Annotated in this window: 27 protein-coding genes; 11 read left to right on the top strand and 16 right to left on the bottom strand. The window is 60.7% G+C overall.

The window, feature by feature from the left end; translation table 11 throughout:
- Window positions 1-255: 255 nt before the first annotated feature.
- From gatC to FHK95_RS08425, 5 genes are all read left to right on the top strand, one after another.
- A complete protein-coding gene (gene gatC, locus FHK95_RS08445) occupies window positions 256-543 on the top strand; it encodes an Asp-tRNA(Asn)/Glu-tRNA(Gln) amidotransferase subunit GatC (RefSeq protein ID WP_150304164.1) in 288 nt (95 codons plus the stop codon).
- 26 nt (window positions 544-569) lie between these two features.
- Window positions 570-2,021: an Asp-tRNA(Asn)/Glu-tRNA(Gln) amidotransferase subunit GatA gene (gene gatA, locus FHK95_RS08440; protein WP_150304163.1), complete on the top strand. Its 1,452-nt coding sequence runs from the start codon at window positions 570-572 to the stop codon at window positions 2,019-2,021.
- A gap of 30 nt (window positions 2,022-2,051) precedes the next feature.
- Window positions 2,052-3,497 (top strand): Asp-tRNA(Asn)/Glu-tRNA(Gln) amidotransferase subunit GatB, encoded by a 1,446-nt coding sequence (gatB, locus tag FHK95_RS08435; RefSeq protein WP_150304162.1) that lies wholly within the window; start codon window positions 2,052-2,054, stop codon window positions 3,495-3,497.
- A 58-nt stretch (window positions 3,498-3,555) separates the two neighbouring features.
- A complete protein-coding gene (locus tag FHK95_RS08430; RefSeq protein WP_150304323.1) occupies window positions 3,556-3,951 on the top strand; it encodes a septal ring lytic transglycosylase RlpA family protein in 396 nt (131 codons plus the stop codon).
- Between the two features lie 161 nt (window positions 3,952-4,112).
- Window positions 4,113-6,185, top strand: coding sequence for a BCCT family transporter (locus tag FHK95_RS08425; RefSeq protein WP_150304161.1), 2,073 nt, complete (start codon window positions 4,113-4,115; stop codon window positions 6,183-6,185).
- A gap of 95 nt (window positions 6,186-6,280) precedes the next feature.
- On the opposite strand, the gene FHK95_RS08420 is transcribed toward FHK95_RS08425, so the two are convergent.
- Together FHK95_RS08420 and FHK95_RS08415 are read right to left on the bottom strand one after the other, a co-directional pair.
- Window positions 6,281-6,865 (bottom strand): YajG family lipoprotein, encoded by a 585-nt coding sequence (locus FHK95_RS08420; protein ID WP_150304160.1) that lies wholly within the window; start codon window positions 6,863-6,865, stop codon window positions 6,281-6,283.
- A gap of 127 nt (window positions 6,866-6,992) precedes the next feature.
- The gene (locus FHK95_RS08415) at window positions 6,993-7,286 is read right to left on the bottom strand and encodes a PA4642 family protein (RefSeq protein WP_150304159.1); all 294 of its coding nucleotides are present in this window, start codon (window positions 7,284-7,286) and stop codon (window positions 6,993-6,995) included.
- Between the two features lie 264 nt (window positions 7,287-7,550).
- On the opposite strand from FHK95_RS08415, the gene dauA reads away from it, so the two are divergent.
- Window positions 7,551-9,299 carry a C4-dicarboxylic acid transporter DauA gene (gene dauA, locus FHK95_RS08410; protein ID WP_150304158.1) on the top strand — a complete coding sequence of 583 codons (1,749 nt, stop codon included), beginning with the start codon at window positions 7,551-7,553 and terminating at the stop codon, window positions 9,297-9,299.
- 25 nt (window positions 9,300-9,324) lie between these two features.
- On the opposite strand, the gene FHK95_RS08405 is transcribed toward dauA, so the two are convergent.
- Window positions 9,325-9,882, bottom strand: coding sequence for a hypoxanthine-guanine phosphoribosyltransferase (locus FHK95_RS08405; RefSeq protein ID WP_150304157.1), 558 nt, complete (start codon window positions 9,880-9,882; stop codon window positions 9,325-9,327).
- Between the two features lie 212 nt (window positions 9,883-10,094).
- Here FHK95_RS08405 and upp point away from each other — a divergent pair, with 212 nt between their 5' ends.
- Window positions 10,095-10,736, top strand: a complete 642-nt coding sequence (upp, locus tag FHK95_RS08400) for a uracil phosphoribosyltransferase (protein ID WP_150304156.1) — start codon at window positions 10,095-10,097, stop codon at window positions 10,734-10,736.
- Window positions 10,736-11,983, top strand: coding sequence for a uracil-xanthine permease family protein (locus FHK95_RS08395; protein WP_150304155.1), 1,248 nt, complete (start codon window positions 10,736-10,738; stop codon window positions 11,981-11,983). The genes upp and FHK95_RS08395 overlap by 1 nt, the downstream gene beginning before the upstream one ends.
- A gap of 12 nt (window positions 11,984-11,995) precedes the next feature.
- Here the strand turns inward: FHK95_RS08395 and FHK95_RS08390 are convergent, their stop codons facing one another.
- The 6 genes from FHK95_RS08390 to FHK95_RS08365 all read right to left on the bottom strand — a co-directional run bounded on the left by FHK95_RS08390 (window position 11,996) and on the right by FHK95_RS08365 (window position 18,247).
- A complete protein-coding gene (locus tag FHK95_RS08390; RefSeq protein ID WP_150304154.1) occupies window positions 11,996-12,397 on the bottom strand; it encodes a type IV pilin protein in 402 nt (133 codons plus the stop codon).
- Window positions 12,398-12,407: 10 nt separating this feature from the next.
- Window positions 12,408-15,302, bottom strand: coding sequence for a PilC/PilY family type IV pilus protein (locus FHK95_RS08385; protein ID WP_150304153.1), 2,895 nt, complete (start codon window positions 15,300-15,302; stop codon window positions 12,408-12,410).
- Window positions 15,283-15,789: a pilus assembly PilX family protein gene (locus FHK95_RS08380; protein ID WP_178114747.1), complete on the bottom strand. Its 507-nt coding sequence runs from the start codon at window positions 15,787-15,789 to the stop codon at window positions 15,283-15,285. The genes FHK95_RS08385 and FHK95_RS08380 overlap by 20 nt, the downstream gene beginning before the upstream one ends.
- 19 nt (window positions 15,790-15,808) lie before the next feature.
- A complete protein-coding gene (locus FHK95_RS08375) occupies window positions 15,809-16,603 on the bottom strand; it encodes a prepilin-type N-terminal cleavage/methylation domain-containing protein (protein ID WP_178114746.1) in 795 nt (264 codons plus the stop codon).
- On the bottom strand, window positions 16,600-17,151 hold the full coding sequence (gene pilV, locus FHK95_RS08370) for a type IV pilus modification protein PilV (RefSeq protein ID WP_150304150.1): 552 nt from the start codon (window positions 17,149-17,151) through the stop codon (window positions 16,600-16,602). The genes FHK95_RS08375 and pilV overlap by 4 nt, the downstream gene beginning before the upstream one ends.
- 133 nt (window positions 17,152-17,284) lie before the next feature.
- Window positions 17,285-18,247, bottom strand: coding sequence for a 2-hydroxyacid dehydrogenase (locus tag FHK95_RS08365; RefSeq protein ID WP_150304149.1), 963 nt, complete (start codon window positions 18,245-18,247; stop codon window positions 17,285-17,287).
- A 58-nt stretch (window positions 18,248-18,305) separates the two neighbouring features.
- Between FHK95_RS08365 and FHK95_RS08360 the strand changes: the two genes are divergently transcribed.
- Window positions 18,306-18,938, top strand: coding sequence for a LysE family transporter (locus FHK95_RS08360; protein ID WP_150304148.1), 633 nt, complete (start codon window positions 18,306-18,308; stop codon window positions 18,936-18,938).
- Between the two features lie 12 nt (window positions 18,939-18,950).
- Here the strand turns inward: FHK95_RS08360 and hemH are convergent, their stop codons facing one another.
- Together hemH and FHK95_RS08350 are read right to left on the bottom strand one after the other, a co-directional pair.
- Entirely contained in the window at window positions 18,951-19,973 is a 1,023-nt protein-coding gene (hemH, locus tag FHK95_RS08355; protein WP_150304147.1) for a ferrochelatase, read from the bottom strand.
- 15 nt (window positions 19,974-19,988) lie between these two features.
- The gene (locus FHK95_RS08350; protein WP_150304146.1) at window positions 19,989-20,888 is read right to left on the bottom strand and encodes a TIGR01777 family oxidoreductase; all 900 of its coding nucleotides are present in this window, start codon (window positions 20,886-20,888) and stop codon (window positions 19,989-19,991) included.
- A 203-nt stretch (window positions 20,889-21,091) separates the two neighbouring features.
- Here FHK95_RS08350 and FHK95_RS08345 point away from each other — a divergent pair, with 203 nt between their 5' ends.
- On the top strand, window positions 21,092-22,069 hold the full coding sequence (locus FHK95_RS08345) for an NAD(P)/FAD-dependent oxidoreductase (RefSeq protein ID WP_150304145.1): 978 nt from the start codon (window positions 21,092-21,094) through the stop codon (window positions 22,067-22,069).
- 60 nt (window positions 22,070-22,129) lie between these two features.
- Window positions 22,130-22,669, top strand: coding sequence for a DUF2878 domain-containing protein (locus FHK95_RS08340; protein ID WP_150304144.1), 540 nt, complete (start codon window positions 22,130-22,132; stop codon window positions 22,667-22,669).
- Between the two features lie 54 nt (window positions 22,670-22,723).
- Here the strand turns inward: FHK95_RS08340 and FHK95_RS08335 are convergent, their stop codons facing one another.
- The 5 genes from FHK95_RS08335 to prfA are packed head-to-tail and all read right to left on the bottom strand — an operon-like array spanning window position 22,724 to window position 26,750.
- A complete protein-coding gene (locus FHK95_RS08335) occupies window positions 22,724-23,254 on the bottom strand; it encodes an acyloxyacyl hydrolase (protein ID WP_150304143.1) in 531 nt (176 codons plus the stop codon).
- Between the two features lie 45 nt (window positions 23,255-23,299).
- Window positions 23,300-24,091, bottom strand: a complete 792-nt coding sequence (gene murI, locus FHK95_RS08330) for a glutamate racemase (protein ID WP_150304142.1) — start codon at window positions 24,089-24,091, stop codon at window positions 23,300-23,302.
- Window positions 24,081-24,839 carry a molybdopterin-synthase adenylyltransferase MoeB gene (moeB, locus tag FHK95_RS08325; protein WP_408003602.1) on the bottom strand — a complete coding sequence of 253 codons (759 nt, stop codon included), beginning with the start codon at window positions 24,837-24,839 and terminating at the stop codon, window positions 24,081-24,083. Before moeB ends, murI begins: the two co-directional genes overlap by 11 nt.
- Window positions 24,832-25,668 (bottom strand): peptide chain release factor N(5)-glutamine methyltransferase, encoded by an 837-nt coding sequence (gene prmC, locus FHK95_RS08320; RefSeq protein WP_150304141.1) that lies wholly within the window; start codon window positions 25,666-25,668, stop codon window positions 24,832-24,834. The genes moeB and prmC overlap by 8 nt, the downstream gene beginning before the upstream one ends.
- Window positions 25,665-26,750, bottom strand: coding sequence for a peptide chain release factor 1 (gene prfA, locus FHK95_RS08315; RefSeq protein WP_150304140.1), 1,086 nt, complete (start codon window positions 26,748-26,750; stop codon window positions 25,665-25,667). Before prfA ends, prmC begins: the two co-directional genes overlap by 4 nt.
- Window positions 26,751-26,752 lie beyond the last annotated feature (2 nt).

Raw genomic sequence — 26,752 nt, 5'->3', positions numbered from 1 at the left:
GAGAAGCCGCCTGGTCCCATGGCAAACGCCGCCAAGGCCTGTCGTTGAAGGCCCTGTGGCGACAGGACAGTGTGAACTGACAGGTTACTGGTCGGTACTTCCTGAAGTGTCGCAACTCTAACAACGGCGGGGTTTTTGGGCAAGGCGCGTCTATGGTAAATTCGCCGCTTTGTCCGGGCTCGGCTACAGCCTTTCCTACATTGGCGCATCGGCCGTACAGCGCCGGCCACGCCCCGGTTTCATGGAGAACAGAACATGGCACTAGAACGTAAAGAGGTGGAGAACGTCGCCCATCTTGCCCGTATCGCCATTGACGACGCGGACGCCACTGCGTTCACGGCCAAACTGGCCGGCGTCATGGACCTGATCGATCGCATGCAGGAGGTCAATACCGACGGTGTCACGCCACTGGCCCACCCACTGGAAACTACCCAGCGCCTGCGTGCGGATGTCGTCACCGAGACCAATCAGCGCGATGCCTATCAGGCCATTGCCCCCGCTACCGAGGACGGCCTGTATCTGGTCCCTCAGGTGATTGAATAACTGCTGCGCCCCGGAGAACACCCCTCATGCACGAGAAATCCCTGGCCGAGTTGTCGCAGGCCCTGCAGAACAAGTCGATCTCAAGCGTCGAACTCACTCAACATTATCTCGACCGTATCGCCCAGTTTGACGGCACGCTCAACAGTTACATCACCGTGACCCCCGAGCTGGCGCTGGAACAGGCGCGCGCCGCGGACGCACGCATTGCCGCCGGTAACGCTGGCCCGCTCACCGGTATTCCGCTGGCGCACAAGGATCTGTTCTGTACCCAGGGCGTGCGCACCAGCTGCGGCTCGCGGATGCTCGACAACTTCATTGCGCCCTACGAGTCCACCGTGATCTCGCGCTTGCTGGATGCCGGTACGGTCATGCTCGGCAAGACCAATATGGACGAGTTCGCCATGGGCTCGTCCACCGAGTCCAGCTTTTACGGTGCGACTCGCAATCCCTGGGATACCGACCGGGTGCCAGGCGGCTCCTCCGGCGGCTCGGCCTCCGCGGTGGCAGCCCGCCTGTGCGCGGCGGCGACCGGTACCGATACGGGCGGCTCGATTCGCCAGCCCGCTGGCTTTACTGCACTGACCGGCCTCAAGCCGACCTATGGCCGGGTCTCGCGCTGGGGCATGATCGCCTATGCCTCCAGCCTCGATCAGGGCGGCCCGATGGCCCGCACCGCAGAAGACTGCGCACTGATGATGCAGGTCATGGCCGGCTTCGACGAGAAAGACTCGACCAGTGTCGACGAGCCAGTGGCCGACTATTGCGCCAGCCTGAACGATTCGCTCAAGGGGCTGCGCATCGGTCTGCCCAAGGAATACTTTGCCAGTGGGCTGGATGCCGCGACTGCAGACGCCATTCAGCAGGCGGTCAAAGCGTTTGAAGCGCTGGGTGCAGAGGTGCGCGAAATCAGCCTGCCGAACGCCGAGCTGGCGATCCCGGCCTACTATGTCATCGCGCCAGCCGAGGCCTCCTCGAACCTGTCGCGCTTTGATGGCGTGCGTTTCGGTTACCGTTGCGACAACCCCACCGACCTCACCGACTTGTACAAGCGCTCGCGCAGCGAAGGCTTCGGCAATGAGGTGAAGCGGCGCATCATGGTCGGCGCCTATGCCCTGTCCGCCGGCTATTACGACGCCTATTATCTGAAGGCACAGCAGATCCGCCGGATGATCAAGAATGACTTTATGGCCGCCTACGAGCAGGTTGACGTCATTCTCTGCCCGACCTCCCCGACGCCGGCGTTCCGCATTGGCGAGAAGATCGATGATCCGGTCAGCCTGTACCTCACCGACATCTACACCATTACCGCCAACCTGGCTGGGGTACCCGGTATCGCCTTGCCCGCAGGCTTCGCCAATGGCCTGCCGCTGGGCATGCAGTTGCTCGGTCCGTATTTCAGCGAGGCCCGCCTGTTGAATATTGCGCACCAGTACCAGCAGGTCACCGACTGGCATACCCGCGTACCCCAGGGCTATTGAGCGCCACGGAATTTCTGAGGAATATTAAAGATGCAATGGGAAATCGTTATCGGGCTGGAGATTCACGCCCAGCTCACTACCGCCTCGAAGATTTTCTCGGGTAGCTCGACCACCTTCGGCGCCGAACCCAACGTGCAGGCCAGTCTGATTGATCTGGGCATGCCCGGCACCCTGCCGGTACTCAACCAGCAGGCAGTCCGCAATGCGGTGAAGTTCGGTCTGGCGATCAATGCCGAGATCGGCATGACTAACGTGTTTGCGCGCAAGAATTACTTTTATCCGGATTTGCCCAAGGGCTATCAGATCAGCCAGATGGATCTGCCCATCGTTGGCAAGGGCTTTCTCGACATTACCCTGGACGATGGCAGCATCAAGCGCGTCGGCGTGACCCGTGCTCACCTCGAAGAAGATGCTGGCAAGAGCCTGCATGAAGACTTCCAGGGCATGAGCGGCATCGACCTCAACCGTGCCGGCACGCCGCTGCTGGAAATCGTCTCCGAACCCGATATGCGCAGCGCCAAGGAGGCCGTCGCCTATGCCCGCACCGTGCATTCGCTGGTGCGCTATCTGGGTATCTGCGATGGCAACATGGCCGAAGGCTCACTGCGCTGCGACTGCAACGTGTCCATACGGCCCAAGGGCCAGGAAGCCTTCGGCACGCGCTGCGAGATCAAGAACGTCAACTCGTTCCGCTTCATCGAGAAGGCCATCAACACCGAAGTGCAACGTCAGGTCGAGCTGATCGAAGACGGCGGCAAGGTCGTTCAGGAAACCCGCCTGTATGACCCGAACAAGGACGAAACGCGTTCCATGCGCAGCAAGGAAGAAGCCAACGACTACCGCTACTTCCCGGATCCCGACCTGTTACCGGTGGTGATCGAACCCGCCTTTATCGAAGAAGTGCGCGGCGAGCTGCCAGAACTGCCGCAGCAGAAGCGTGAGCGTTTTCAGGGCGAATTCGGCCTGTCGGTTTACGATGCCAGCGTGCTGTCTGCCAGCCGCGAAATGGCCGACTATTTCGAGGAAGTCCAGCGCGTCTGTGGTGACGCCAAACTGGCGGCCAACTGGGTGATGGGCGAGCTGTCCAGCCGGCTGAACAAGGAAGGACTGGAAATCGACCAGACACCGGTCAGCGCCATCCAGCTCGGCGGCATGATTCTGCGCATCAAGGACAACACCATCTCCGGCAAGATCGCCAAGATGGTCTTCGAGGCGATGGCCAAGGGCGAAGGCGACGCGGATCAGATCATCAAAGCCAAGGGCCTCAAGCAGGTGACAGACAGCGGCGCGATCGAGTCGATGCTCGATGAGGTCCTGGCAGCCAACGCCGAACAGGTGGAGCAGTATCGTGCCAGCGATGAAGCCAAGCGCGGCAAGATGTTTGGCTTCTTCGTCGGGCAGGCCATGAAGGCCTCGAAGGGCAAGGCCAATCCGCAGCAGGTCAATCAGTTACTGAAGCAGAAACTGGATGACTGAGAGTCGATCGACACCCTCTGACCGGGGTGTCGATCTGGCGGTCTACGCACGCTCCTGCGTGCGTCGCTTGCTGATGTCTGCACTGTTGCTGATCCCGGCGGCCGCCTGCGCCAGCAACGAGGCCCTGGAACCCGACCCGGCCGGCGCGCTGAACCACTACAGCGAAACAGGCAGGGCGTCCTACTATTCCTCCCAACTGCATGGCCGCCGCACCGCCAGCGGGGCGATATACGATCAGACCCGGCTGACGGCGGCCCACCCGAGCCTGCCATTCGGCACCCTGGTGTGCGTCACCAATCGACAGAATCAGCAGAGCGTAATGGTCGAGATCAACGACCGCGGGCCTTATAGCGGAAAACGCGTCATTGATCTGTCGCTGCGCGCTGCCAAGGAAATAGGCATGACCAGAGCTGGCACCGTACGGGTCGATATCGAAACCTGCGAGGAGTCCTGACGGCCTCCGCCGTTGTGTCACCCGCCTCACCCTCTATACTCACCTGAATCAGCCCGCGCAGACGCCTTCTGAACGTCTTGCGCCGCTTGGCTGTCACATTGCACAGGAGAATTACGTATCGAGCGCTCAACCTTCCGATCCGACTACAAGGAACAACTCCAATGAAGGCTGAAAAATCCGGTTGGAATTCGACCATCCTGTTTCCCGTATTTATACCCGCCGTGGTGGTAACGCTGTTACTGGTAATCGGCACTGTCAGCAACCCCGATCTAGCGGGCGACGCCTTCGCCGCGACCCTGACCTATATCAACACCACTTTTGGCTGGTTTTATATGCTGTCGGTGGCCTGTTTCCTGGTGTTTATCACGGCGATCGCATTCAGCAACTGGGGGCATATCAAGCTGGGCCCGGACCATGCCGAACCGCAGTACAGTTTTCCGGCCTGGTTCGCCATGCTGTTTTCGGCGGGTTACGGTATTGCCCTGTTGTTCTTCGGTGTAGCCGAGCCGGTGCTGCACTATGCCTCGCCCCCGGCCGGCGCGGCGGAAACCGTCGATGCGGCCAAACAGGCGCTACAGATTGCGTTCTTCCACTGGGGCTTTCATATCTGGGCAATTTACGGTCTGGTTGGCCTGGTCCTGGCCTACTTTGCGTTTCGCCACGGCCTGCCACTGTCCATGCGCTCAGCCCTGTATCCCCTGATCGGTGAACGCATTCACGGCCCTATCGGCCACACCGTGGACGTATTCGCGATTCTCGGCACACTCTTCGGCATCGCCACCACGCTGGGGCTGTCGGTCACACAGATCAACGCCGGGATGAACTATCTCTGGCCGCAGATACCGGTATCCATCACGGTACAGATCATCACCATTGCGGTGATTACCATGCTGGCGCTGATCTCGGTGGTAGCAGGTCTCGACAAGGGTGTGAAAAACCTTTCCATAGTGAATATGGTGCTGGCCGTTGCCTTGATGCTGTTTGTTTTTCTGGTCGGCCCTTCGGTGTTTATCCTTGAAACCTTCCTGCAGAACACCGGCAGTTACCTCAATAATATTGTCGAGCGAACCTTCAATCTTCAGGCTTATACGCGCTCTGACTGGATCGGCAACTGGACGCTGTTCATCTTCGGCTGGACCATTGCCTGGGCGCCCTTTGTTGGCCTGTTTATCGCCAAGATCAGCCGCGGGCGCACCATCCGCCAGTTCGTGGTTGGCGTCATGCTGGTGCCGAGCATTTTCACCTTCATGTGGTTCTCCATCTTCGGCGACACCGCCTTGCACCTGATCATGAACGAGGGTTACACCGCGTTGATCACCGAAGTGCAGAACGACAACGCGATCGCCCTGTTCAAGCTGTTTGAACGCTTGCCGTTCACCTCGATCGTGTCCTTCCTGACGGTGCTTCTGATCATTACCTTCTTCGTGACCTCATCGGACTCGGGCTCCCTGGTCATCGATTCGCTGGCATCAGGCGGGGTACTCGCAACCCCGGCCTGGCAACGCGCGTTCTGGGCCATTCTGGAAGGGGCTGTGGCGGCGACCCTGCTGTTGGCCGGCGGCTTGAGTGCCCTGCAGACCATGACCATCGCCAGCGCCCTGCCCTTTGCCATCATCATGCTGATATCCGCCGTGGGAATGTGGCGGGCGCTGGTGATCGAAGGACACCGTGATCAGAGCCTGATCCATCACATGCAATCCGGCCGGCATTCCAAGGGCAATACGGCCTCCTTGTGGAAGAAGCGCGTGGCGGGGATCGTCAACTTTCCGGAGAAGCAAGCGGTCGAGCAGTTCGTCTCGCAAACCGTGCTTCCGGCCATGCAGCGCCTGGCAAGCACCCTGGCCGACCAGGGCTGGCCAGCCACAGCAAGTCATGACGCCGATCTGGGACGTGCCTGGATCGAAATCATCAAACCGGACCAGACCGATTTCATTTATGAGATCCGCATCCGCGAATACACCCGTCCGACCTATGCCTTCCCGGAGGTGGCATCGACTGAAAATGCCCCCGAGGCACATTACTACCGCGCCGAAGTCTTCCTGCGTCGCGGCGGGCAGACCTACGATATCTACGGCTACGATCAGGAGGAAATCATCGGCGACGCCCTTGACCATTTCGAGCGCTACCTGCACTTCCTGCATATCTCGCCCGGCTCTCTGCCCTGGAACATGGCTGAGCACGACGTGATGCTCCAGCCCTCTCCGACCATGACGCCGCCACCCGAAAAAGGATAATCGGGCGGTTGCAAGTCACCCACAAAAAAGCCAGACCTCAGGGTCTGGCTTTTTTGTGCCGGCCGATTAATCAGCTCGGCGTGCTGAACGCTGGGTTATCGCTGCAGAACCCGGACAATTTCCTGATCGCGGAACATCCGTGACAAGGCGTCACTCATGACTTCGGAGACCAATTTGGTATTGGTCGCCTGATTGGGCGCGTAGCCGAAGCGATGCTGAGCCGATGCGCTGTAACGACCGTTATAGACCTGGTCGCCCCCGCGCGCTTCGGCGGTGAACACGGCGCCAATATCAGCCTGGGTCACGTATGCACCGTCACTGGGTGAGCGGTAGGTCACCTCGGCAAGGTTGACCGTCAGGCTGTTGGCGTTGGCGGCACCGGGCTGAACCACGACAAACCCAAGTTGACGTAGCGACTGTTCGACTTCCTGGCGGATGGCCGGGATCGATTTATCGCTCAAGGTCAGGTTGCTGGAGTTGGGGTAAATGCCACCGCGGGTACCGAGCACCGTAGAAGACCGCGTGTCCTGCACAGTAACGGCCACCGGCTGATTGCCCGCCACGGGATTCAGGGCGACCTGAACCTTGGGCTGCACGCTGAGCTGCTGGGGACTATGGGCGCAGCCCACCAGAATCAGAGCCAGAGCACATACAGCCAGCATACCCACAGGTTTCAACATGACACGGCACTCCTCAAAAATACGATTATCAATTGTCCGGGCGGCGACCAGATCAGGCTACGCCAGGGTTCACAGCATAGCTCAGTGGCAGTCTGACAGCACGATACCAGGGTGTGGCCTGCTTGCTTCAGCGCGCGCCAATGGCCTCAAGCGCGACGATATAGTCCTCGGCCTGAGCGTGATCACGCAGGGTGCTCAGAAAGGTCCGGCCCTGTGCGTCAGTGGCATTGATGTCATAGCCTTCAGCGCGGAACATTTCAAGAAAACGCTGGAAATCCTCAGCGCGCAGGCCGCGATAGGCCTTGGTCAGGATATGCAGCTCCACCGACTCATTGGCATCGAATGGCCTGGCCTGCAAAAAAACCGCGACCTGTTCGTCTGTAATCGGCTCACCGACTACCTTCTGCTTGTCTTTACGCACGGAAACCTCGTTGCACAGTGTTCAGGGAGCGCAATTGTAACCAGACCAACCAGCCCCCACCAGCACCCCCTGCCGCAACGCGCTCAGGCGCAGCTTTTCCTGCCGGCGCAGGAACGCGGTCTTGCGATAAATGCGCGCACCGCATGGCGCTCGGCTCGATACAAGCCGTTCGAGGAGTATGCTATGGGAGTTCCCTGGCTAGACGGGAATGATTTTCAGGACAGGGCTGCGTCCGGCCCAATCATCGGCACGACAGGATACTCTATGGCACGCGCACGTTCAGGCCGGCTGCCCCTCTTCGCAGCGATGCGTGAAAGCATCAAACAGGGATATACCCTCAAGACTCTACGCGGCGACATGCTCGCCGGCCTCACGGTTGGCATCATCGCCATCCCCTTGGGCATGGCGCTGGCCATCGCGGTGGGCGTTGCCCCGCAACACGGACTCTACACGGGAATCGTCGGCGGGCTGATCATCGCCTTGACCGGCGGTTCGCGATTCAATATTTCCGGCCCCACCGCCGCTTTTGTGGTGATTCTGCTGCCGATCACGCAGCAGTATGGCATCGGGGGACTGCTGGTAGTGACCGCCATGTCCGGGGTGATCCTGCTCACCCTGGGGCTTGCACGCATGGGCAGCCTGATTCAGGTGGTGCCCTACCCCGTTGTCATGGGCTTCACTGCAGGCATCGGCGTGGTCATTGCTACGTTGCAGATCAAGGATTTCCTCGGTCTACAGAACGTTGCCCAGCATGAAAGCTACGTCGACCAACTTTTTGCACTGGCGCAGGCGATGCCCAGTATCCAGCTCGGCGATACCCTGGTGGGCGTCGTCACCCTGGGTGTGTTGATACTCTGGCCGCATATTACCCGTCGGATCCCCGGCCACCTGGTGGCCTTGCTGGCAGGTGCGTTGCTGGCGATGGTACTGATGAGCTTCGGGCTCTCGGTGGATACGCTGGGCTCACGCTTCAGCTATGTCATGGACGGGGTCACCCATGCCGGCATTCCGCCGATTGCGCCACACTGGGTTCTGCCCTGGACACTGCCTGGACCCGATGGCGAGCCCCTGGCAATCAACTTCAATCTGATCCGCGAGCTCATGCCAGTGGCCCTCGCCGTGGCCATGCTCGGCGCCATTGAGTCACTGCTCTGCGCACTGGTGGCCGACGGTATGGGCAATACCCGTCACGATCCCAACGCCGAATTAATGGGCCAGGGTCTGGGCAATCTTATCGTGCCCTTCTTCGGCGGCATCACCGCGACGGCAGCCATTGCCCGCACCGCAACCAGCGTGCGCTCAGGCGCGCGCTCCCCTATAGCGGCAGTGGTTCACGCCTTAGTGATTCTGCTGGCAGTGGTGCTGTTGGCTGACCTGTTTGCCTACCTGCCGATGGCGTCGCTGGCGGCGATGCTGCTGATCGTGGCCTGGAACATGGCCGAAGTACCCCATGTATTGCATATGCTGCGCATCGGGCCGCGCCAGGACGTCTGGGTATTAATCATCTGCCTGGTGCTTACGGTGCTGTTTGACATGGTCCTGGCGGTTGGCGTCGGCCTGCTGCTGGCCTCTGTGCTGTTCATCAAACGCATGGCAGACCTGAGTCAGGGCAGCAAGAAACCTACCCACAGCGATGCGGCACTGGCGGCATTGCCGGAAAGCGTAGCGCTGTATCAGATCCATGGTCCGCTGTTCTTTGCTGCCGCTGACAAGGCGTTAAACGCCTTGAATCGATACGATGAAGATGTTCATTATCTTGCCATCGATATGCAGACAGTGCCGAGCATGGACATGAGCGCGCTGGTGATCTTCCAGAAGGCGCTGCAGGACCTGGAGAAACGCGGGATACAGGTCTATCTGATTGGCGTGAAAGCACCCCTGCGGCTCAAGCTGAAGCGAGCCGGTATGGGTGCGGTACGTGGGAGCCGGCGCTATGTGGCCAGGCCAGCAGAGGCGGCCCGGTATATCCGTGAGGAACTGGCCAAACAGGCGCAGGAGACAGCGACTGCCTGAGGGCAGGCGCTGGCAGTGCTGGGTATCAGTGACCTTTAAGGGCGAAGATACCCGGCGCATTGCGCCAGTAGCCCTTGTAATCCAGACCAAAGCCGAAGATGTAACGGTCTTCTACGTCCATACCGGTGAAATCGGCGCGCATGCCCGGATACGCCTTGCGATCGTGCTTCTTGTCCAACAGCACCGCCGTGAGCACATTGCTGGCGCCAGCGTCGCGGCAATATTCAACAATCGCCGCGAGGGTATGCCCCTCATCGAGAATGTCGTCGAGAATCAGCACCGTGCGGTCGACCAGCGAATGTTCGGCGCGGGCTTTCCAGAACAACTCACCACCGCTCAGCTTGTTACGGTAACGCGTCGCGTGCAGGTAACTCAGCTCGAGTGGAAAACTCAGCCGGGTAGCCAGTTGACCGGCAATGATCAGTCCCCCGTTCATCACGCTGTATACGATGGGGTTGCTGCCTGCCAGGCGGGCGTTTATCTCTGCAGCCATGTTGTCCATGGCCGCCCGCACCTGGGTCTCGGTGAACAGACAATCGGCCTCAGCCATTACCTGACTGATGTGTTCAAGATCGACGGGCATTGCGATATCTCCGGGGGGCTACTACGAGAAGTGGCGCAAATTACTGGTCCTGAGGGTTAAACGCAAGCACAGAACCAACGCGGCCGGCATATCCGGACGCGTGGTTCTGCTGAAATCAGCTGGGCCGACTGCAGCCTTATGCTTGCGACCCGATGCGCTGAGACTCTAAGCTATAACGCATTCCTTTCCCCCCGCGTGCACGAGAGCCTTCCATGAAAGTCAAAGAGATCCGCCATCCGCTGATTCGCCACAAACTGGGGCTGATGCGCCGCGACGATATAAGCACCAAGAATTTCCGGGAACTGGCCCAGGAGGTCGCCGCGCTGCTGACCTATGAGGCGACCCAGGACATGCCGCTCGAAGAGGCTGTCATTTCAGGCTGGTGCGGCGATGTGACGGTGGAAAAGCTGTCCGGCAAGAAGATTACCGTGGTGCCCATTCTGCGCGCCGGCATCGGCATGCTGGATGGGGTTCTGTCGCTGATTCCCAGCGCCAGAGTCAGCGTTATCGGCCTCGCGCGCAACGAAGAAACGCTGGAAGCCGACACCTATCTGGAAAAGCTGGTTGGCGAGCTGAATCAGCGTCGGGCACTGATCATTGACCCCATGCTCGCGACTGGCGGCTCCATGGTCGCGACCATCGACCTGCTCAAGCAGGCCGGGGCCAAGGAAATCCGCGCATTGGTGCTGGTGGCGGCGCCCGAGGGGATCAAGCGGGTCAATGAGCTGCACCCGGACGTGGAAATTTACACGGCCTCGATTGATGAACGTCTGAATGAACATGGTTATATCATTCCCGGTCTGGGTGATGCAGGCGACAAGATTTTCGGCACCAAGCAAAAGGACGTCCATTGATGCAGGGAGTTGAAACCAGTGGCTGGCGCACCGCGCTAGCCGGTTCGCAGATGTTGTTCGTGGCCTTTGGCGCGCTGGTGCTGATGCCACTGATCACCGGGATGGACCCCAGCGTAGCCTTGTTTACTGCTGGTATCGGCACCCTGATGTTCCAGTTCACCACGCACCGTCAGATACCGGTGTTCCTCGCCTCCAGCTTTGCCTTCATCGCTCCCATCCTTTACAGCAACCAGACCTGGGGACTGCCCGCGACGCTCGGCGGCCTGTTTGCGGCCGGGGTGGTCTATATCCTGTTGAGTCTGGCGGTCAGGTTGCGCGGCCCCGGATTTATCCAGCGCTTGCTGCCGCCGGTGGTGGTCGGGCCGGTGATCATGGTCATCGGACTTGGTCTCGCCTCGGTCGCGGTCAATATGGCCATGGGCAAAACGGGTGACGGCAGTGCAGTCCTGATCGATTACCCGATCGCCATCATCATTTCCATGGCGTCGCTGGCGACCACCATCGCCGTGGCTGTGCTGGCCAAGGGGATCTTTCGGCTAGTGCCGATCCTCGCTGGCGTGCTGGTGGGCTACAGCCTGTCCTGGGCATTCGGGGTGGTGGATTTCACGACAGTCGGCGAGGCCAGCTGGTTTTCCATACCCCAGTTTGTGACCCCCGAATTCCACCTGGCAGCCATCCTGTTCATGCTGCCGGTGGCGATTGCGCCGGCTATCGAGCATATCGGCGATGTGCTGGCGATCGGTTCGGTAACCGGCAAGGACTATCTGCGTAAACCCGGGCTCCAGCGCACGCTGCTGGGCGACGGTATAGCCACCTCCGCCGCTGCCTGCCTCGGCGGCCCGCCCAATACAACCTATTCGGAAGTGACGGGTGCGGTGATGTTGACCCGCAATTTCAACCCGATGGTGATGATCTGGGCCGCGGTGTTCGCCATCGGCCTGGCCTTCGTCAGCAAGTTTGGTGCAGTGTTGTTGGGTATGCCGGTACCCGTCATGGGCGGCATTCTATGCCTGCTGTTCGGCTCGATTGCCGTGGTCGGCATGAACACGCTGATCCGCCACCAGGTCGACCTGTCACAGCCGCGCAACCTGTGTATCGTCTCGGTAACGCTGGTGTTCGGCATCGGCGGGATGATTGTCGGCAGCGCGGAAGTCAATTTGCAGGGCATCAGCCTGTGCGGCGTGGTTGCGATCATTCTCAATCAGTTACTGCCGGGCACAGGCGAGGAAACCCTGCCCACCGCCTGAATATTCAGCTGTTCAGCGCCGCCAGCATTTGGCATCGGCTGGCGTGCGCTGTCCCACCTGATTGAGCGTATAGACCGCGCAGGTGTCACCAGCAAGAATCCCCCCTGCCGCAGCTGTGGCAGTCAACGTATAGGTCTCCGCGCCCAGCACCGCAACAATTGTCGCCACCGCATTGCCGCTGACAGGGCTCTGAGTAGCAAGACTCACCGTCCCCGAATCGTAGGCACCCTGGCGAGTGTAATGCCGCTCCAGCAGCTGCGCATTCTCCAGCAGCACGGTCGTCACTTCCGCGCGTCGGGTCTGACGTACATGCTCCAGATACGACGGATAAGCAATTGCCGCCAGAATGCCAATGATGGCGACCACGATCATCACCTCGATCAAGGTAAAACCGCACGTTCTGTTGTTCTTCATCCCTGTGCCCTCACATCCGTTGCCGCCAATTGATCCGGTCGAAACGGCAGGTGGCGGTGGCAGTCACCACCGCTACGCCGCTGGAACCCTGCACCAGAATGATGTCCGGCGCGCAACCGGTCTGGCTGACCTCAGGATCATCCTCGCGACGCAGAATGTTGAGATCCCCCGGCAGGCCGATGTCCAGATCCTTGCCGGCGACCTGCTCGTCATCGTTATCGACGTTGTTGTCATTGTTAGTATCGAGAAATTTGCCCGGCGCCATGCCGCCACTATCGAGCGACACGATCATCAGCCAGCCTGCGCCCTGGGTCATGCAGGGATCGGTGTCCGGTTTGATATAGCCGGTATTGAAATAGACCTTGCCGTCACGCACGGCAAAATCCCGGGTCACCCTTTCGCCCACTGCCTGCGCGCCACTGATCAGCGGCAGACGCCAGCCAGACTGCGTCGTCCAGTCGACCGCATTGCCCGACACGCGGCGAAAGGTGCCTCCGGCGCCATCCGAGACGGTGGTTGGATTGATCTGTTGCGCCTGAAGATCGGCCGGCGCAAATCCACCAGCCGGAGGACTGGCAGCGTCCAATACCGCGTAAAACGCCTGCACCGCGGTATCGGTGAGATCGGTCTGCTCCATGAATTTCCCTGTACCGAACAACACCAGATAGCCTCCGGCATCGGCGCTGCGATGCATCTGCGGCCGAACGGTGATGGGCTGATCAGCATTGGCGGTGAAGAGCGGTGTGCCGCCATGGGCAATGCTCCAGTTGGCGCTGTCAGGGTCGCTAAGATCGAATTTCCACAACTGCCCGTGCAGGTCTCCGGCGAACACGGACAGATTGCCGCTTCCGTCATCATGCAGCACCGGCGCCGACAGGCCGTTTGCTTCGCTGGCGTGCTCCCGGCTGGTGACGTCCAGCCTGCGAATCAGCATGCCCGTTGCGGGATCAATAACGAGTAATGAGCCGGTCCCCTGCGTGCTGCCATAACCATTGCCGGTAATGAGTACGCTGCGATCATTCAGCCGCGCGAGTACCGGTTGCGCATAGATATGACCGAGATCCTCCCAGCCGGGCTCGGTGGCATTGATTTCCCATAACGCACCGATCGCGCTGTTGCCGCTGTTTGCGTCAAACAGCCGAATCGCCGCCAAGCCTTTGCCACCGGCGCCAAAACCCGTTGCAGCCACAGTGGACCAAATACCGTTCAAGGGGATGTCTGCCACGGTCAAGCGACCGTCTACCCCGGACCGGTGATTGTTGCCGTTGGCATAATCCTCTCGCGCCCGGGCACCCAGGCTGGCATGCAGACCGGCGGGGAGGAAGGAATAGCGGTGCTGACCCGCGGTATCGAACACCCGGATAAATCCGTCGTTGGCACCGACTACCAGCAATTCGGTCAGTTGCTGCTTGGTGCTTCGATACGCCGCAGGAGCGCCGGATGTCGCCTGATGTCGAGCGACCAATACCGGCGAGGCGTTGATGACATCGCCAAGCAAGGACGTGCGCGCGCGCAGACCCGTCACGCTCTGTCCCAGTACCCAGTTCAAAAGCGTCTGCCCAGCCTCACCAGCGAGACCGGCCTGCACGGCTGCGTTATCAATTAGCGTCTGTTGAACCGGCGCCAGCAGCGCCCGGGTCGCGCCGTTCAACGCCACCGGACCGGCCAGGGTAGCGTCATGTCCAAGACGCCAGGTCTGAAATACGCCGGGTCGATTGGCCGAGGTGAAGGTCGAATCGGTGGACCAGAGCAGCACGTCCGGTTCGCCGTTTTCGTCCAAGGTATGGGCACTGAGCGAACCGCTCCAGTCCTGGGGGTCGAATGCCGTCTGGTAATAGCGGCTGGTGCCGGCCTGCAGTACCTGACTGTCGATGGTCGCGCCGCCGCCGGAGCCGGATGAGGCCATGATTTCGCGCAGTGCGGTGCGAAGCGCTTCCTTCAGTTCCGCGCGGTCGCTCGCCGTATAGTATTTTCCGCCGCCAGAGGTGGCCGTGTCGCGCAAACGTGAGTCATCCAGCGCGAATCCCACCGTAAAGGTCTTCATGTTCTGTGTTGCAAAGATCGGATCGTCCCAGCTTTTGCCGGCCTGGTCGGTACCATCGCCGGTGCTGCGCATATCGGTATCCAACGCAAAACGCGCGATATCGTTCAGATAGAAGGTGCTGCCCTCGGTGGAGGGATTGCCGCTATTCACATCGCCCTGGCTGTCACCGTCCCAGTTCGGCAAATTGAATGCGCCGGCGACCTGTGCATTGTTGCCGGCCGGCTCTTCGGCGAATGTCGTGGGAAACTGGCTGTCGTAGGTCGGCAGGCCATCTGTCAGGACCAGACCGAAGTTCTTCTGGCAGCGATATTCGATCGGGCTGTCGAATTGCTCCCGATCCTGTTCGGCGTCTGACTGCGGATAGAAAGCCCGCAGGCCGCGCATGTACCGCGTGACTTCGTAATAACTCTCCGCCAGAGGCGTCCAGGTCAGTTCGGAGCCACTGCGGCCAGGATTGACGCCGTCGAGTGCGGCGTTCAGGTCGCTGAAACGGGACTCACCTGCCGCCGTGTCCATCGCAATGGACCCCACCGGCACGCGCAACAATCCACCCGGCGCACCGGTTCCAGAGCGAAAGGTAAACAGGCCGAAGCGTACATCGCGATTATCGCTGATGACATCCTTCGCCGCCTCCCTGGCAATATTCAGACGGGTATCGCCATCTATCTGGTTGATCACCATGCTCGAAGAGCTGTCGAACAGCATGACCACATTCGGCGGCACACTGGATGCCGAGAGCACCGGACCGCTGAGCGGCGTGAACGCGTTAGCCGAGCAGGCCACGGACATGCCCAGTGCGAAACTGGCCATCCGGCCGACGCAGGTCCGCACTCGCGCGGCATTATATTCTGGTGTGTGCATAGGTTGCCTCCAGCACAGTGCGGGTGGTGCCTTTGAAACCCACCACCGATATTCGGTAGAGGGTGCTGGGGGCGCTGGCAGTCAGATTGACCGGTATTTCGCTATCGCCCAGCCGCACCACGCGATACCAGACCGAGGCCGCGTTGCCGGCCGTGGCCTCAGGCACCGCGATCCAGTTCGCCCCGGGCGATGACAGCTGATCAATATCGAGGGCGGCGGCATCAATCTCGCACTGCAGGCCAACGCAGACAGCCGCAGGTAACAGCACATCCAGCGTGCGCACCTGCGCTTCGATAAAGCGCATGCCTGTTTCAGCCGCCTGGAAGCTGTCATTCTTGAGTTTGAGATTGGCGGCCATGCGTTCCTGGCTGATGGAGGTCTTGACCCCCGCTATCGCCGCCAGACTCAGTAGCAACAGCAGCACCATGCTGATGAGCAAGGCGCTGCCCTGCTGGTTATTCTGAAAGGGGCAATGACGGCATAACATGGGGGGCTTCCTTGCGTGTTCAGTCGAGACGATTGCGCAGCGCCGCAACCAGGGTGAAATCCTGCGGTTTAACGCTACCAGCGGCCGGGTCGGACGGATCCTCAGCCAACTGCAACGCCAGGCGAACGCTGCGCACACGATTTTCCAGACCGGTAACGTCGGTGACGTAGGTTCCTGCGACATGTACATCGGCGTTCGATGCCGCGAGACCGAACTGCACCTCGAACCCCGACACACCCTCAATCAGCGTTTCGAAATTGCCTACCCCGTTTACCCGCGTCTTGAGTGCATGATTTGCCAGTTTGTATTCCAGTTGCCGCACCGGAATGACCAGATCCCCTGCTGCGGCAGTAACGCCGGCGCCGGCATCAATACGCAACGCGTCTACGCAGTCACTCACCAGTAACCATCCGGCGCCAAGGCCCGCGGCCGTCAGCGTCACCTCCTCGGTTACACGGGCAACCGTCGAGTCGGCGGTGACGATGCTCAGCACGCCGTCCTGAAAGGACACCGGATTGGCAAATACAGCGGGGATCTGATTGCGCGTTGCGAGGGGGAGCCGTTCGATATCCATGCAGCCGAACATGCCCACCTGTCTCAATTCCGAACTGATCCTGCTCAGAACGAACCGCGCATTTTCCTGCATGCTGGCGGCGCTCTGTTGCACGCCGTAGGTCTGTTTGCTGGCGATGAAGATCTGCATGATGCCCATGATCAGAATGAGCCCCAGCAACATGGCGATCATCAGTTCAACCAGACTAAAGCCGCGCTGCCCAGCCGGCGTGCCAGATCGGTGATAGGTCGAGCCGTTCACGGTGTGCGCCTCACAATGGACGAGACCACGAACTCGGTATCGTTCTGTCCTGCCACGATCCGCGCTTCGGACCAGCTGATATTGATGGTGGCCTTATCGCCAACCACCTGAACACTGGCCTCACCCGATGGCAACTGACAGGTCACCGCCTGGGCAAAGTCACCCTTGTCGCTGGCGAGGATGCTGGCAGGCGCCGCGGCATCAGGATCGCAGGCCCCGGAGACAGAGGTCGCATAGGAGGCTAAATCGGCTGCGTTGGCGCGCATGCGATCGAGCATGTCGTACGCAATAAAGCTGGCGTGGGTGGTATGCCCGGCGCTGGCACTGTACCGCACCGCATTAAGCTGTAGCGAAGCCGCGCCCAGCACGCCGATAGCCAATACCAGCACCGCGATGAGTACCTCGAGCAGGCTTACGCCCCGCTGACTGATGCGCTGGACTTCAGACCAGTCGCAGAGACGGTGGGCGGGCGTGGACAAGTCATCAAACAGAAAAGGGTTTGTTTCCGCATGGGCTGGAGGTTGTCTGGTGGGGGCATTGGACGTCATTACTTGCTCGATCCCTGAGCGAAAGATGATCCGACCTTATGCCCGCCCCACCCGACCTAGCCATCACCTAAAGAGGTGGCGAAAGCCGAAGTGTGCGTCAGTCGATGACAGATCGATGCAAATGCCGGCTCGTTCACGTTACCGAGCGGCGCACCGACCCCTCGACAAAACCGGCCAGATTCTCCGTGAGCTGCGCGACAATCCGCTGGCGTGCCTCACGACTGCCCCAGGCGCTGTGCGGCGTGATAATCAGATTGGCCACTGCGGCGTCCAGTAACGGATTGCCGCGAACGGGCGGCTCCTCACTCAACACATCCAGCGCGGCGCCGCCCAGATGCCCGCTTGTCAGGCTGGCGAGCAACGCCTGCTCGTCGACCAGTCCGCCGCGCGCGGCATTGATCAGCAGGCTGCCCGGTTTCATTAGCGCCAGCTCCGGCGCACCAATCAGGTGGCGAGTAGTCTCCGTCAGCGGGCAGTGCAGACTCAGTACATCGACCTGCGGCAACAGCTCGTGCAATCCCGGCCGACCGGGCTGTTCACGCCCGGGCAACGCGCCCACCAGAAGTTGCATGCCGAACGCCTCGGCAAGCTTGCCCACAGCCCGGCCCAGCTCGCCATAGCCGAGCAGCCCCAGCGTCCTGCCTGACAGCTCGCCAATGGGATAATCCAGCAGACAGAACTGGCTGCTGCGCTGCCAGGCTCCGGCTTTGACTGCTTCGCGATAGGATTCGAAGTGCGTGATCAGCGCCAGCATCAACATAATGGTGTGCTGTGCAACGGAGGGAGTGCCGTAGCCCTGGCAATTGCAGACCTGAATCCCCAGCCGGCGCGCAGCATCCAGATCGACATTGTTGGTCCCGGTGGCGGCGATCAGAATCAGTTTCACCGCTGGACAGGCTTGCATGGCGGCCTCGTCTATCACCACCTTGTTGGTGATCACTACCTGATGCTCGCCAATCCGCTCGATCACCTGCTCCGCGGTGGTTTCGTCGTACAGCGTCAGTATCGAGACACTGTCAGCCAGCGGCTGCAAGTCGAGATCATTCTTGTCCAGGGTAGCCTGGTCCAGAAATACCATGCGCAATTGTTCATTCATGACTAGGGTCCGTTGCTGTCGTTGGGTTTAAAATGTCCTATTTTCACGGGAGCAATCCATGTACCTCAATGAATTCCTGCTGGTGGCGCTGGTGCATCTGCTAGCGGTAATGAGTCCCGGGCCGGATTTCGCGGTGGTCATTCGCAACAGCGTCAGCGCCGGACGACAGGCCGGACTGATGACCGCTGCCGGCGTTGGCACCGGCATTCTGATTCACGTTGGCTATTCGCTGCTGGGCATTGGCCTGATCGTTTCGCAATCGGTATGGCTGTTCAATCTGCTCAAGCTGCTGGCGGCGGCCTATCTTATCTATATTGGGATACGCGCCCTGCGCGCACAGCCACAGGCTCAGACCATTGAGGGGGCCAGCACGGTGCACATGGCGCCGCGACAGGCTTTTCTCAACGGTTTCATTACCAACGGCCTGAACCCCAAGGCCACGCTGTTCTTTCTCTCGTTGTTCACTGCGGTCATCAGTGCGCAGACGCCATTGATGGTGCAGGCCGGCTACGGTCTCTATCTCATGCTAGCGACCGGGACCTGGTTCGCCCTGGTCGCTGTGCTCTTCAGCCAGCCCCGGGTGCGCCGCGGCTTTGCGCGCCTCGGGCACTGGTTCGACCGGCTGATGGGCGTCGTGCTTATCGGCCTGGGCTTACACCTGGTGCTGTCCGAATGGCTGCGCCGCAGCTGACCCCGCTTTGGCTCAGACCGCAGCCGGCTCGGTACGACACCAATGCTCCAGGGCATCGATCCACTTTGGATGATCATTCAGGCAGGGAACCAGCACCAGTTCCTCACCTCCGGCTTCCACAAATTGCTCACGACCGCGATCGCCGATTTCCTCGAGCGTTTCGATGCAATCAGCTACGAAGGCCGGGCACATCACCAGCAGGCGCTTGACGCCTTGCGCTGCCAGCTCATCCAGACGCTGTTCGGTATAAGGCTCAATCCATTTGTCGCGCCCCAGCCGCGACTGGAACGCCATGGACCACTGGTCTTCGGACAGCCCCATACGCGCGGCGAAGGCTTTGCTGACCGCCAGACACTGAGCGCGGTAGCAGGTGGCATGCGCCGGCGACGGCTGCTCGCAGCAGGTGGGGAAATTGCCACAGTGCGAGCCGGTCGGGTCGGCCTTGCGCAGGTGCCGTTCGGGCAACCCGTGAAAGCTCAGCAGCAGGTGATCGAAGCCCTGTTGCAGGTGCGGCTCGGCACTGGCCACCAGGGCGTCCATGTAGCCAGGGCGATTATAGAATGCCGGCACCACGGTCAGCTTGAGTTTCAATTGGTGCTTGGCAATGACCCGCTCAGCTTCCTTGATCGACGTGGTGATGGTGCTGTCGGCATGCTGCGGATACTGCTGCAACAACAGGATTTCGCGTATGCCCGGCTTGGCGGACAGCGCCAGAATGCCCTGCTCGATTGAGGGCTCACCATAGCGCATGGCCAACTCAACGGGCATGTCCAGACGCGCCTGCAAGGCCTGCTGCACTCGCCGACTGATCACTACCAATGGCGAGCCCTGCTCCCACCAGATCGAGGCGTATGCATGCGCGGACTGTTTGGGCCGATTGATCAGAATCAGCCCCACCAGTAGACGACGTAACGGCCAAGGGATATCGACTACATACGGATCCATCAGGAACTGATTCAGATAACGGCGCACATCAGCCACGCTAGTGCTGGCCGGCGAGCCCAGATTCAACAGTAAAACCCCACGATCCGACATTAACTGCTCCGATGGTCAGTGATTATTGATTACATCATCCAGCGCCGCATCAAGCGTCGCATGGCGAAAGGTGTAGCCTGCTTCGGTGATCCTGGCCGGCAGCACGCGCTGACCGGTCAGTAGTAAAATGGACATTTCTCCCAGCGCCGCTTTCAAAGCGATACCGGGGACCGGCAGGAAGGCAGGACGATGCAGCGTCCTGCCCAACGCACGGGCGAACTCTTTGCTGGTTACCGGGTTCGGTGCAGTGGCGTTATACACACCTTTGCAATCCGGGTGATTCAGCAGGTGCAGGATGATGCCCACCTCATCCTGGATATGGATCCACGACATGTACTGTCTGCCCGATCCGATCGGCCCGCCCAGCCCCAGACTGAATGGCTTGAGCAGGCGCTGCAAAAAGCCGCCATGTGGCGCAAGCACCAAGCCGGTGCGTACCAGACACACCCTGATGCCATGCGAGCTGGCACGTCGCGCCGCGGCCTCCCAGGCATCGCAGAGGGTATGGGCATATTGCCGATTGGCCGCGCTGTCTTCGGTCAGTTCCGCCTGGCCACCATCGCCATACCAGCCAACGGCCGATCCGCTGATCAACACCGCTGGCCTGTTTGTCAGGCCACCCATCCAATCCACCAGATGTTCGGTGAGTGTCACCCTGCTGGCCCAGAGCTGCGCTTTGCGCTCCGCGGTCCAGCGTCGGTCGGCTATGGGGGCGCCAGCCAGATTGATGACTGCATCCAATGCAACATCATCAAGCTGCTCCAACCGGCCAACGCCTTCTACTTCCGACCCGCACAATCCGCGGACCTGTTCCGGTCGCCGGCTCCACACGCTCACCTTGTGTCCCTGGGCCAACAATCGATGACACAGCGCCCGTCCAACCAGGCCTGTGCCACCTGTCAACAATACGTGCATGGCGTGACTCCCTGCATGCGTAACTCCCTCTGGAAACATCGTTACGAAACGACAACCGACCCTGGCACCCAGCTTAACAGGTCACTGGCGAATCGCGATCAATGCAGCTGAACGGCACCATCCAGAGCGGTCCTGAATGTACAGAGGCAGGTAACCGACCTATGATGATCGTCAAACAAGTCTAGCCTAGGAACCCCCGCCCCATGAGTTCTCTTCGTATTGCCGTGATCGGCGCCGGTCTGGCGGGCGTCAGCGCAGCCAGCGCGCTGCACGAGGCTGGTCATCAGGTGTTTGTGTTCGACAAAAGCAGAGGCTGTGGCGGTCGCCTGAGCACTAAACGCACCCCTGTGGGTGGGTTTGACCTCGGCGCACAGTATTTCACGGCGCGAGACAGCCGCTTTCGTCACGCACTGCAGCATTGGCTGGACAGCGGTTGGGCAGCGGAGTGGACGCCAAAACTTTACCGTTACACCGACGCAGGCCTGCATGAGTCCCCCGACGCCCAGCAGCGCTTTGTTGGTGTGCCGGGCATGTCGGCACTGCCGCGCCAGCTGCTGGCGGAGGTGACCTTCACCAGCCAGACGCGTATCACTCGCTTGCACCAGGCCGATGACGCGCAATGGACGCTGGAGGACGATTCAGCCACCATCCATGGCCCTTTCGATCGCGTCGTCGTTGCCGCCCCCGCGCCGCAGGCCATAGCACTGCTGGATCTGGCGCCGACGCTGCAACACACCGTAGCGCAAATCAACATGGCGCCCACCTGGACGCTGGCAATCGCCTTCGATCAGCCGCTGCCAACCTCAGTCGAAGCCTGTTTCGTACGCGCAGGGCCGCTCGAATGGATCTCGCGCAACAGCAGTAAACCGGGACGCCAGGACAGCGATACCTGGGTGGCGCACGCCACAACTGCCTGGTCTGCCCACAACCTGGAGGCTTCAAGCGAATCGGTCGCCGCTCGACTGTCCGACGCACTGGCCGAGGTGCTCGGGATCACCCTGCCGGAACCCGCTTTTGCTCATGCGCACCGCTGGCTCCTTGCTCGCCCCGTCGAGGAGCGTAGCTGGGGCGCACTGGCTGCGCCGGAGCTGGGGCTGTATGTCTGTGGTGACTGGTGCATGGATGGCCGGGTAGAAAATGCCTGGTTAAGCGGACAGCAGACTGCCCGCACGCTGATCTGACCATTCGCCTCGGCTGCATCGGGTAGACTTGGCGCCCGGTTTCACCGTTCAGAGGACATCATGTCTGCACCAAGCAATCTCATTAACGCATCGCTGTTCATTGTTGGCTGGCTAGCCTGCGTATTGGGCGGATCCACCTGGTGGTTGCTGATTCCACTGGTGGCGCTGACGGTGCATTTCGTGCTGGTCAGTTCCTGGTCGGCGGAAGGTAAAACCGTGGTCAGCGTCATGTTGGCGGGCGCCACGCTGGATTCCTTTCTATTGCAGATGAATGTGCTGACCTATCCTGGCGATCCAGCTCTGGTGCCGCTTTGGCAGGCACTCGTCTGGGCGCTGCTGGGGACCACCTTGAATCATTGTCTGGCCTGGAGTGGCCGCAGCTGGTGGCTGGCCAGCGCGGTGGGCGCCGTCGCCGCACTGCTCTGCTACAGCGCTAATGCTGCGTTACGCGGTGTGGGTCTGGGGCAGAATCCGATGTCGACTCTGGCGATCACCTCGATCAGCTGGGCCGTATTGTTTCCGCTGCTACACGGGTTCGCTCAGCTGTATCGTGAGCAGCATCGCATGCAAATGGCTGCTGATAAGAGGAAGAGTCGCTAGGTACCCCGCCTGACTGCGGCGGGGTCTCGTCGTCCCGGCTATGACAGGTCGCGATCAGATATCGAAACGATAATGCAGGGAGACCGTCTCGATACCCTGGTTCGGGCTTTTGATGCCCGCGTTGGAATAATGAAAGGCCCGCAGACCCAGCTCCGAGCCGTCAGCAAAACGTATACCCGCGCCTAGACGATCCTCGAACTGAAATTTCGAGCCCAGATCGACATCCTCATCGGTGAAGTTCGAGCGCGTGAAATAGGACGCGCCGACACCCGCCTCGAGATAGGGGGTTATACCGCTATTGCCGCGACCGAAATCTAGTCGCAGTACCGGCGAAATGGCGAAGGTGGTCGCGTCCAGCCCGCTCCAGCGGCGAACTCCCGCATCCCAATAACCGCCCAGCCGGACATTGCCCGCCTGGTTTTGCCAGATAGTCTGTCCGAAGTCGAACTGAGCGGCCAACCGGAAGGTATTGGTCGATTCCGAACTTCTGCCCGCTTCAATCGAGATGCCATCTACCGCGTGAACCAATGGTGCCAACGTCGTGCAGGACAGTAGGCATCCAACTACAAGACCGCGTTTCTTCATTGATTTTTTTCCTTGCGTAACGGGCAACAAGCCCGGGTGTCTCGCTTAAACAGACAACGGCCGTACCGTCTCGTTCCGCCCCCAGAGCACGGGCATCACGTCCTGCAGCGACGCGGGTACTGCGGTCGTCCAGAACTGAGGGGGCTCAGAGGGGCTGGCGGCAAGGAGGTCGGCCTCGGTTAACCGCGCGCGCAGTTGCCGCGCCACGGCCGCGCCGGTATCAACCAGAGTGATTCCTGAGGGGAGGATGGCCAGCAGCTGGGCGCGCAGGAAAGGGTAATGGGTACAGCCAAGGATCAGCGTATCGCAGCCAGCTTCGAGTAGCGGATCGGTATAGGCGCGCAGCAGTTGCTCCGCATGCGGCCCCTGCAGCTCGCCGCGCTCCACGCACTCAACCAGCCCCGGGCACGGCTGCGTTATCACCCGTACCGAGCCGGCGAACCGATCGAGCAACGCCGCAAAGCGCGCGCTCTGCAGCGTGCCAGTGGTCGCCAGCACACCCACCACACCGGTGCGGGTTGCCAGCGCTGCGGGTTTCACGGCGGGCTCCATGCCGACCACAGGAATGGAGTACCGGCTACGCAGATCCGCTACCGCGGCCGCCGTGGCGGTATTGCAGGCGAGCACCAACGCCTTGGCACCCTGCTCCACCAGAAACGCAGCGATGTTACGGCTGCGCTCGCGGATATATTCAGCTGACTTCTCGCCGTAGGGAACGTGGCCACTGTCGGCCACGTATAGCAGCGATTCATGCGGCAACAGGCGATTGATTTCGCCCAGCACCGACAACCCGCCGACCCCGGAGTCGAACACGCCGACCGGTGCGTTACTGCCCACGGCCGCCGGTTCCACAGCAGCTGCAGGCAGGATCGCGCTTGATGCGCATTTCCCGGAAGCGACTGGTCAGTGCATCGATCAACAGTAACCGCCCGGTCAGTGGCTCGCCAAAGCCGACCAGCAACTTGAGCGCTTCGAGTGCCTGCAGACTGCCGATCATGCCAACCAGCGGGCCGATGACACCCGCCTCGCTACAGCTGAGCGCCTCTTCGCCACTCTCCCCATACAGACACTGATAGCAAGGGCTGTCCGTCAGCCGCGGGTCGAATACACTGACCTGCCCTTCCAGGCGGATCGCCGCGCCCGAGACCAGGGGTTTTCCGGCAGCGAAACAGGCCGCGTTGACTGCCAGCCGGGTAGCGAAGTTGTCCGTGCAGTCGAGTACCAGATCCACCTCCTGCACCGCGCGAGTTAACGTCTCGCCTTCCAGTTCGCGTTCAATCAGGGTCAGCTGGACATCGGTGTTCAGCGCGCGCAGCGTATCACCGGCCGATTCCACCTTGGCCCGCCCGACATCGCGGGTGAGGTGGATGATCTGACGATGCAGGTTAGTGGTGTCTACCGAATCATGATCGGCCAGCAACAACCTGCCGACGCCGGCCGCCGCCAGATACAACGCGGCCGGTGCGCCCAGTCCGCCCAAACCGACGATCAGGACGCTGCTCTTGAGAAGCGTTTGCTGGCCCGCGATATCGATCTGCGGCAGAAGAATCTGACGGCCATAACGCAATAACTGTTGATCATCCACGCCAACACCCTCCAGTGATACGTTGATGGCCAGCCAGATCCTGCCAGGATTGCACCTCCATGAAGCCCCGTGCGCCGAGCAGGTCGCGTACCGCTGCAGCCTGCTCCCAGCCGTGCTCCAGCAATAACCAGCCACCTGGCTGAAGAAACGCCGGCGCTGTCTGGGCGATATGACGGATGGCATTCAGACCGTCGGCACCACTGACCAATGCACTGGCGGGTTCAAACCGCACGTCGCCCTCGGTCAGGTGCGGGTCGTTGTCGGCAATGTAGGGCGGATTGGAAACAATCAGATCGAAGCCGACTCCCTCTTCCAGCCCGGCGAACCAGTCGCTGGACAAAAAGGTGGCATTACCGATGCCCAGCCGCTGGCGGTTGCGTTCGGCCAGGGCAACGGCCGCGACCGAGCTGTCGCATCCGGTGACCTGCCAGGTTGGCCGCTCGACGGCAATGGCCAGCGCGACAGCGCCGGTCCCGGTACCCAGATCAAGGACCCGCGCCGGCTGATTGACCACGCGCTCAAGGGCGACTTCCACCAGCCTTTCGGTATCCGGCCGCGGAATCAGCGTGGAACTGTCGACCTCCAGATCCAGGCTCCAGAACCCGCGCCGTCCGAGTAGGTAGGCAACGGGCTCGCCCTGCTGGCGGCGCTTGAGCAAACAGTAGAAAAGCTCGATCTCGGCGGGTTGCGGCTGATGTTCGGGCCAGGTCAGCAAGAAGCTGCGCGGCTTGTTCAGTACATGCGCCAGCAGCAACTCGGCATCAAGCCGCGCGCTGTCTGACTGCGGCAGTATCGCCGCGTGCAACAGGGCTGCCACGGTCAGGCTCATGCCTGTTCCAGATCTGCCAGCTGATCGGCCTGATGCTCGCGTAGTAGCGGCTCGATTACGTTATCAAGCTCGCCCTGGATCACCTGGTCGAGGCTGTACAGCGTCAGGTTGATACGGTGATCGGTCACCCGACCCTGGGGAAAGTTGTAGGTCCGGATACGTTCGGAGCGGTCGCCTGAGCCCACCAGCTGCCGGCGGGCATCGGACACTTCTTTTTCCTGCGCATCACGCTGGCGGTTGACCAGTTTCGACTGCAGCAGACTCATGGCCCTGGCGCGGTTCTTGTGCTGCGAACGCTCCTCCTGACACTCCACCACGATACCGGTCGGCAAGTGGGTCAACCGGATAGCCGAGTCGGTCTTGTTAACGTGCTGCCCACCCGCGCCGGAGGAGCGGTAGGTATCGACCCGCAGATCCGCCGGATTGATTTCGACGGCTGCCTGTTCATCCATCTCCGGCAACACCGCCACGGTGCAGGCCGAGGTATGGATACGGCCCTGTGATTCAGTTTCCGGCACGCGCTGCACACGGTGTGCGCCCGACTCAAACTTGAGCTTGGAATAGACGCCGCGCCCTTCAACCCGGGCGATGACTTCCTTGTAGCCACCATGCTCGCCAAGATTCTCCGAGAGGATCTCGACCTGCCAGCCCTGGCGCTCGGCGTAACGCGAATACATGCGAAACAGATCGCCGGCAAAAATCGCCGCTTCATCCCCACCCGTGCCGGCGCGCACCTCAAGGAATACGTTGCGTTCGTCGTTCGGGTCCTTGGGCAACAACAGTCGATTGAGGTCTGCTTCGAGAATGACCAGTTGCGCCTGACATTGCTTGGCATCTTCCTCGGCCATTTCGCGCATGTCCGCATCGCTATCCTTGAGCAGACTGCGCGCCTCGGTCAGGTCGGCACTGACCTGCTGCCACTGCGCATAGCAATTGACGGTCGCCTCAAGCTCGGCATATTCACGGGAATAGGCGCGAAAGCGCGTCTGATCGCTGATCACTTCTGCATCGCTCAGCAATGCAGACAGTTCTTCGAAGCGTTCCGTCAGTATGTCCAGCCGGTTTAACAGTGATGCCTTCATGG

This window comes from Pseudomonas saliphila (assembly GCF_008638345.1).
Classification (GTDB): Bacteria; Pseudomonadota; Gammaproteobacteria; order Pseudomonadales; family Pseudomonadaceae; genus Halopseudomonas; species Halopseudomonas saliphila.
This window is presented reverse-complemented; position numbering and strand designations above follow the sequence as displayed.